The following is a 7,539-nucleotide window of genomic DNA, read 5'->3' as shown; positions in this document are numbered from 1 at the left end:
AAAAGACTTTCGTCAGCTGGCGTCCCGCCTCAGGCCTGACGCGGGACACCAAACTGAAAGAAAAGTTCTTTTTTCAAAAAGAACCCTTCTTCTTACTTCTCCAGATGCGCTTCCAGCATCCACAGCTTCTTGTCCAGGTCGCGGGACAGGCCGGTCAGCAGGTCGGCGGTGTCGGCATCGCCGGCCTCGTCGGTGCTGTCGATGCCCTCGCGCACATGCTTGGCCAGCAGGGCGAAGCGGTCGGCCAGCTCCTTCACATGCTCGAGCGAGGCGGTGGTGCCCTGCGGATAGGCCGGCAGGCGCGACTTCTCGACCACGTTCTGGCTGGTGCCGTCGGGCGTGCCGCCCAGCTGCACCAGGCGCTCCGCCACATCGTCGGCGGTGGCGAAGAGTTCGTTGTAGAAGCCCTCCAGCATGGTGTGCAGGCCGATGAAGTTGGAGCCGCGCAGGGTCCAGTGGGCCATGCGGACGCAGTTGGTCAGGTCGATCGTGTCCGACAGCGTGGCGTTCAGCACGCTGACGGAGACCTTCTTGGCGTTCTCGCCAAGATCGTTGCGCGTGGCGCGAAGAGCCATGGGGTAACCTCCTGTCTGGCTAAGCTAACGCTCCGCTGAGGGTGGGGTTTCCAGGGCGGTTTGTCAGCCCCGCCCCGGCCTAGGGCGATTGGCTGATGAAGCGCGTGGCCTCCGGTCCGGTTGCACCGCCGCGGTGCAGGGCGGCGGCGCGGGCGATCACGGCATGGTCGGCGGGCTGCAGCCGGTCCAACTCGCGCAGATGCTCGGTCCAGCTCTCCATCGCCCAGAACTCCGCCCACAGCTCGGGATGGGCCACATCCTCATAGAGCCGCCAGGAGAGGGCGCCGCTGCGCAACCGCACCTGGCGCAGCTCGGCCATCACCGCCAGGAAGGCCGCGCGGTCGGCGGGGTCGATGCGGTAGCGGACCATCTCCAGCACCCGGCCCCGATCCTGCGCCAGCAGGGAGACCAGCTCCGCCGCCGGCGCCTCGGGCTGGGGCAGGAGGGAGGAGGCGGCCTCGGCCGCCGGGCGGGGGTCGAGCGACCAGCGCCGCATCACCAGCGCCGCCACCGCCCCGCCCACGCCGAAGCCCAGCAGCGAGGCCTGCACGCCGAAGACATCGCCCGCCCAGCCGGCGAGCGCCGAGCCGAGGGCGAGCGCCCCGAAGAAGGAGAGCTGGTAGATGCCGATGGCGCGCGCCCGCACCCAGGCGGGCGAGGCCAGCTGCGCCGCCGCCTGCAGGGTGGAGGCGGCGCCGATCCAGGCGGCGCCGTAGAGCAGCATGCCGATGCCGGCCAGCAGCCAATGGGTGGCCAGCCCCAGCAGCAGCAGCGCGGCGGCGGCCAGCAGGGCGGCGCCCGCCACCAGATCGCTGCGGCTGAGGATGGCACGGAAGCGCGGCAGCAGCAGCCCGGCGCCGACGGCGCCCACGCCCATGGCCGCCAGCATCATGCCGAAGGCTTCCGGCCCCAGCCCCAGCCGGCCGCGCACCAGCAGCGGCAGCAGCCCCCACATGGCGGCGCCGAAGAAGAAGAACACCACGGCGCGCAGGATGATGACGCGCAGCGAAGGCGAGGCGGAGACGAAGCGCAGCCCGGCCCGCATGGCGGAGAGGAAATGCTCCTTGGGCAGGGTGCTGCGCGGCGCCTCCCGCCGCCAGAGCAGCAGCGCCACGATCAGGATGACGAAGCAGAGGGCGTTGAAGGCGAAGGCGGCCTCGGTGCCGGCGAGGCCGATGATGAAGCCGCCCAGCGCCGGCCCCACGGCGCGGGAGAGGTTGAAGCCGATGCCGTTCAGCACGATGGCCTGGGTGAGGTCGCTGCGCGGCACCAGCTCGGGCGTGGTGGCGGCCCAGGCAGGGAAGTTCATGGCGCTGCCGGCACCGATGGCGAAGGTGAAGGCGAGCAGGCTCCAGGGCCCGATGCTGCCGCTGGCGGTGGCCAGGCAGAGCAGCAGGCCCATGCTGCACATCCAGCCTTGCGCGAAGATGAGGTAGCGCCGCCGGTCGACGATGTCGGCCATGGCGCCGGCCGGCAGGGCCAGGAGGAAGACCGGCAGCATGGAGGCGGCCTGCACCAGGCTAACCATGATGGGGGAGGGGTCGAGGCTGGTCATCAGCCAGCCGGCGCCGGTGTTCTGCACCCACATGCCGGTGTTGCTGGCGAGGTTGGCCAGCCAGAGCAGGCGGAAGGCGGGGTGGCGCAGCGGCGAGAAGGCGGAGGCGGACGCGGTGGTCTGGGACATGGGCGGCCTTGCAGGGCGGGCAGGGGGTCAAACTGCCCGCATCCTGTTTGGTTCGCCAGGGCTTGCGCCCTCAGCTGGTGCGCCCTCTTTCTGACAAAAGTCTTTTGGTTCTTTTTTCCAAAAAAGAACCCTTTTCCGTTTGTTTTCTAGGCCGCGATCTTCCCGCGCAGCAGCGACACCAGGCAGGCCTCGAAGGCCGTGAGATCGCGCCAGCGCTGTTCTTCCGGCACGGCGCGGGCGATCAGGCGGGCGCCGGAGGCGCGGATGCCGCCATCGATCATCAGGTTGTCGTGGCAGCCGAAGCTTTCCAGGTGCAGCCCCTCCCCATCCGCCCAGCCCCCGTCCGGCAGCGGGCGCAGGGCCTCGCCCAGGAAGGCGCGGGTGCGGCGGGTGAAATCCTCGGCGCTGTTGGTGTAGCCGGCGACGGGGCGGCCGAGCGCGCGCATGAAGCCCACCTCATAGACCGTGCCCGCATCGGCGGAGGGGCCGCGGAAGGGGGTGAGGTTGGCGATCATGGCGTCGGCGGCGCGGATATGCGCCTCGTTGCGCAGGTAGATCTCGTACCAGCGCTCGGTCGCGGCCTCGGCGGCGGGGTCGGCGATGGGGTCGGTGGGGAAGATGCCGAAGGCGCCGTGGCGGGCGCAGATGGCCTTCTTCTCCGCCGCGATGGCGGCGGCGTCGGGCAGGAAGACATCGGGGCCGGCAAGATAGATGCGCATGGCGCCAATTTGCCGGGTCGGGCGCCCCGCCGCCAGGGGGCGGGGCGCCTCGTTCCGCGTCAGGCGGCGCGGCCGCGCGCGCCGGTTGCCGGCAGGGCGCGCAGATCGCCCTCGAAGCGATCGCGCCAGCGCTCCAGGCTGTTGCGGCGCATGACCGCCAGCATGGCGGCGTGGCGGGCCTGCCGCTCCGCCAGCGACATGGACAGCGCCTGGTCGAGGGCGGCGGCGACGCCGGCCTCGTCATGCGGGTTGACCAGCAGGGCGGCGTCCAGCTCCCGCGCCGCGCCGGCGAATTGCGAGAGCACCAGCACGCCGGGGTTCGCCGGGTCCTGGGCGGCGACATATTCCTTGGCGACGAGGTTCATGCCGTCGCGCAGCGGCGTCACCAGCCCGACGCGGGCGGCGGCGTAGAGCGGCATCAGCGCGGCGCGCGGGAAGCTGCGGTTGAGGTAGCGCAGCGGCGTCCAGTCCAGCTCGGCGAAGCGGCCATTGATGCGGCCGGCCTCGCCCTCCAGCTCGCGGCGGATCGCCTGGTAGGCCTCGACATCGGAGCGCGAGGGCGGCGCGATCTGCAGGTATTCGACGCGGCGGTGCCAGGCGGGGTGGTTGGCCAGGAAGCGCTCATAGGCGGCGAAGCGCTGGCGCAGGCCCTTGGAGTAGTCCAGGCGCTCGACGCTCATGATCAGCTCGCGCTCGCCCAGCGCCCGGTGCAGCGCCTGCATCTGCGCGTGGCCGGCGCCGGCCACGGCCTCGGCGCGCAGCGCGTCCACCTGCACGCCGATCGGGTAGACGCCGGTGCGGATCAGCCGGCCATGGACGTGCAGCAGGCCGCCGGCGGCTTCCTCGCCGCCCAGCTCGCGGCGGATGTAGTCGGCGAAGGCGAGGCGGTCGCGCTCGGTCTGGAAGCCGATCAGGTCGTATTGCGCCATCGCGCGCACCAGCTCGGCATGCGCCGGCACGGTCATCAGCACGGAGGGCGAGGGCCACGGCGTGTGCAGGAACAGGCCGATGCGGTTGCGCAGGCCCATCTCGCGCAGCTGCCCGGCGAGGCAGAGCAGGTGGTAGTCATGCGCCCAGATCACATCGTCAGGCGCGACGAGATCGGCCAGATGGCGGGCGAAATGCGTGTTGACGCGGCGATAGCCGGCGAATTCGGCCCAGTCGAAGCGGGCCAGCGCGGTCTGGTCGTGCAGCACCGGCCACAGCGTGCCATTGGCGAAGCCGCGGTAATACTCGTTGTAGTCCCGCTGGGTCAGGTCGGTGGTGTAGAGCGTGACCGGCCCGCTGCGGGCGATGGCGGGGGGCATGCCGGGCGGCAGGCTCTCGGGCGGGACCACATCGGGCAGGGTCTGGCCGGACCAGCCGAACCACAGCCCGCCATTGTGGCGCAGCGCGTCCATGACGCCGGCCGCCAGGCCGCCGGCGGTGGGCTCGCCCTCCGTGATGGGGGCGACCCGGTTGGAAACCACGACGAGACGCGACATGCGCGCTGCCCTTTCAGGCTGCATCCGGCTGGCCGGGCGGTGCGCCGGCCTGCTGCTGCAGCAACAGATCCCGATACGGACCGGGGTGGCGGGCCAGCGCCTCGGGCGGGCCATCCTCCACGATCCGGCCCCGATTCAGGACGATGATTCTGTCGAAATTTTGGAGGGTGGCGAGGCGGTGCGCGATGGCGATGACGGTGCGCCCCTGCATCAGCCGCGCGAGCGCCGCCTGGATGGCGCGCTCGCTCTCGCTGTCCAGCGCGCTGGTGGCCTCGTCCAGCAGCAGGACGGGCGCGGGGCTGAGCAAGGCGCGGGCGATGGCCAGGCGCTGGCGCTGCCCGCCCGAGAGCTTGACGCCGCGATTGCCCACCAGGGTCGCGAAGCCCTCCGGCAGGGCTTCGATGAAGTCGCGGCACTGGGCGGCCTCGGCGGCCTGCATCACCTCGGCCTCGGTGGCGTCGGGGCGGGCGTAGCGGATGTTCTCCAGCACCGAGCGGTGGAAGAGCGCGGTGTCCTGCGGCACCACGGCGAGCGCGGTGGCGAGGCTGTCCTGCGTCGCCTGCCGGATGTCCTGGCCATCGACCAGGATGCGGCCCGAATCGGGGTCCCAGAAGCGTTGCAGCAGCGCCAGCACGGTGGATTTGCCGGCGCCCGAGGCGCCCACCAGCCCCACCTTCTGCCCGGCCGGGATGTCGAGGGTGAAGTCCTCCAGCACCGCGCCACGACCGGGATAGGCGAAGGAGACCCCCTCGAATCGTAGCGCGCCGGGGCCGGGGCGCAGCGGCTGGGCGCCCGGCGCGTCCTCCAGCGCGTGCGGCAGCAGCAGGGCGGAGAGGGCTTCCTCCAGCCGCGCCATCTGCTGGGTGAAATCGACCAGGGCGACGGCGATGTCGCGGGTGCCATGCAGGATGGTGAGCGACAGGGTTGCCAGCAAGGCGACATCGCCCACGGTGGCCGCGCCGCGCTGCCACAGGGCGATGCCGGCGGCCAGCACGCCGGCGGTGAGCAGGATGGTCAGCAGCGCGTGCAGGGTGCGCAGCTTCTCCATGTGCCAGAGGCTGGCGCGGTGGCGGGCGACATCGGTGGCGACGCAGGCGGCGATTCGCGCCCGCTCGCGCAGCGTGGCGCCAAAGGCGCGCATGACGCCGATATTGCCCACGATGTCCACCAGCTCCCCATCCACCGCCGCGGCGCTGGCGGCGTGCGCCCGGTGCAGCGCGGTGCCGCGCCGCGCCAGGCGGTGCATCAGCAGGCCGATCAGCAGCGCCACCACGGCGAGGCCGGCGGCCAGCGGCGCCGAGACGGTGGCGGCGAAGCCGATGGCGGCGAGGACGGCGGTGCAGGGGGGGATCAGGCTCCAGGCCAGGCTGTTCTCCACCGCGAAAGCGGCCTGGGCGGTGGCGGAGAGGCGGGTGGCCAGCGCGCCCGGCAGGCGGTCGGCGAAGAAGCCGGGGCTGTGACCGGCCAGATGGGCGAAGAGCCCGTTGCGGATATCGCCCGAGACGGCGGTGAAGACCCGCGTCGCCTGCCAGCCACCCAGGCGCCAGAGCAGGTTGTCGGCGGCGATCAGGGCGCAGAGCAGGCCGAAGGCGGACCAGGCCGCGGGAGCCGCCTGCGGCCCGGCGGCGATGCGGTCGATCAGGTGCTTCAGCCCGTATTGCGTCGAGACGGCGCAGAGCATGGCGAGCAGCACGGCGCCGAAGACCAGGGCATGGCCGGGGGCGTGGCGGGCCGCGTGGCGGACCAGGAAGCGCAGCCCGGAGGGGGGCGCCAAGGGGGCGGGGGAAGCCGTGGAATGCGCCAAGACAGCCTACTTTTCGCCATAATGGATTTGTAGGTTCACGATGAAATATGGGCGCACGCGGCCACGATCAAGTCACGCGGCGCTCCTGTTCCAGTAGACTTTGTGATCTGCCTGAGAAAAGGGATCGCGTTCATGCGTATCGCGCAAATCTCGCCGCTGTTCGAGGCCGTGCCGCCCAAGCTGTATGGCGGCACCGAGCGGGTGGTTTCCTCGCTGACCGAAGAGCTGGTGGCGATGGGCCATGAGGTCACGCTGTTCGCCAGCGGCGATTCCGTGACCCATGCGAAGCTGGCCGCGATGCGCCCCGAGGCGCTGCGCCTGGACCCGACCGTGAAGGACTGGGTGGCGCACTACATGCGCATGGTCGAGATCGTCGGCCAGCGGGCGCATGAGTTCGACGTGATCCATTCGCATATCGACTATTTCCCGCTCGGCCTGCTCGACCGCCAGCGCGTGCCCTTCGTGACCACGCTGCATGGCCGGCTGGACCTGCCCGAGTTCAAGATGATCTACGAGACCTATGGCCACACGCCGTATGTCTCGATCTCCGACCACCAGCGCCTGCCGATCCCGAAGCTGAACTGGGCGCGCACCATCCTGCACGGCATGCCGAAGGACCGGCTGACGCCGCAGCCGGTGGAGCAGAAGTATTTCGCCTTCCTCGGCCGCGTCTCGCCGGAGAAGGGGCTGGACCGCGCCATCCGCATCGCCAAGCGGGCGGGCGTGAAGCTGAAGGTCGCCGCCAAGATCGACGCCGCCGACCGCGCCTATTACGAGCGCGAGATCGCGCCGCTGATGGGCCAGGACCATGTCGAATACATCGGCGAGATCAATGACGCGCAGAAGCCGGAATTCCTCTCCGGCGCGCATGCGCTGCTGTTCCCGATCGACTGGCCGGAGCCGTTCGGCCTGGTGATGATCGAGGCGATGGCCTGCGGCACGCCGGTGATCGCGATGCGCCGCGGCTCGGTGCCCGAGGTGATGGAGGATGGGCTGAGCGGCTTCATCGTCGAGAACGAGGATGAGGCGGTGGCCGCGGTGGCGCGCATCCCCGAGCTGGACCGCGCCAAGGTGCGCGCGCGCTTCGAGCAGCGCTTCACCGCCCGCCGCATGGCCGAGGATTATGTGTCTCTCTATGAGGAGCTGATCGAGCAGGCCAAGTCGCCGCGCCTGCGCGCCGTCGCCGGCAACTGAGAGAGCCGGCCGCCAGCGGCGGCCGGCCCTGACAGAAAAAAGATGGGGTCCGGGGGAATTCCTTCCCCCGGCCTTTTTT

Annotated in this window: 6 protein-coding genes; 1 reads left to right on the top strand and 5 read right to left on the bottom strand. The window is 70.8% G+C overall.

Annotation, left to right across the window (positions count from 1 at the left end; all coding sequences use genetic code 11):
• Positions 1–92 precede the first annotated feature (92 nt).
• The 5 genes from dps to HMPREF0731_RS02515 all read right to left on the bottom strand — a co-directional run bounded on the left by dps (position 93) and on the right by HMPREF0731_RS02515 (position 6,266).
• Positions 93–575: a DNA starvation/stationary phase protection protein Dps gene (gene dps / locus HMPREF0731_RS02535; protein ID WP_007002436.1), complete on the bottom strand. Its 483-nt coding sequence runs from the start codon at positions 573–575 to the stop codon at positions 93–95.
• 79 nt (positions 576–654) lie between these two features.
• The gene (locus tag HMPREF0731_RS02530) at positions 655–2,259 is read right to left on the bottom strand and encodes an MFS transporter (RefSeq protein ID WP_007002435.1); all 1,605 of its coding nucleotides are present in this window, start codon (positions 2,257–2,259) and stop codon (positions 655–657) included.
• A gap of 146 nt (positions 2,260–2,405) precedes the next feature.
• Positions 2,406–2,978 (bottom strand): nucleoside 2-deoxyribosyltransferase, encoded by a 573-nt coding sequence (locus HMPREF0731_RS02525; protein ID WP_007002434.1) that lies wholly within the window; start codon positions 2,976–2,978, stop codon positions 2,406–2,408.
• Positions 2,979–3,037: 59 nt separating this feature from the next.
• Positions 3,038–4,462: an alpha,alpha-trehalose-phosphate synthase (UDP-forming) gene (locus tag HMPREF0731_RS02520; RefSeq protein ID WP_007002433.1), complete on the bottom strand. Its 1,425-nt coding sequence runs from the start codon at positions 4,460–4,462 to the stop codon at positions 3,038–3,040.
• Between the two features lie 13 nt (positions 4,463–4,475).
• Positions 4,476–6,266: an ABC transporter ATP-binding protein gene (locus tag HMPREF0731_RS02515; protein ID WP_040611870.1), complete on the bottom strand. Its 1,791-nt coding sequence runs from the start codon at positions 6,264–6,266 to the stop codon at positions 4,476–4,478.
• A 132-nt stretch (positions 6,267–6,398) separates the two neighbouring features.
• Here HMPREF0731_RS02515 and HMPREF0731_RS02510 point away from each other — a divergent pair, with 132 nt between their 5' ends.
• Complete coding sequence (locus HMPREF0731_RS02510) at positions 6,399–7,460, top strand: glycosyltransferase family 4 protein (RefSeq protein WP_007002431.1); 1,062 nt, start codon at positions 6,399–6,401, stop codon at positions 7,458–7,460.
• Positions 7,461–7,539: the final 79 nt, after the last annotated feature.

Origin of the sequence: Pseudoroseomonas cervicalis ATCC 49957 (assembly GCF_000164635.1) — a bacterium.
GTDB lineage: Bacteria > Pseudomonadota > Alphaproteobacteria > Acetobacterales > Acetobacteraceae > Pseudoroseomonas > Pseudoroseomonas cervicalis.
The sequence above is the reverse complement of the archived record's forward strand: the minus strand, read 5'-3'. Positions and strand labels throughout refer to the sequence as shown.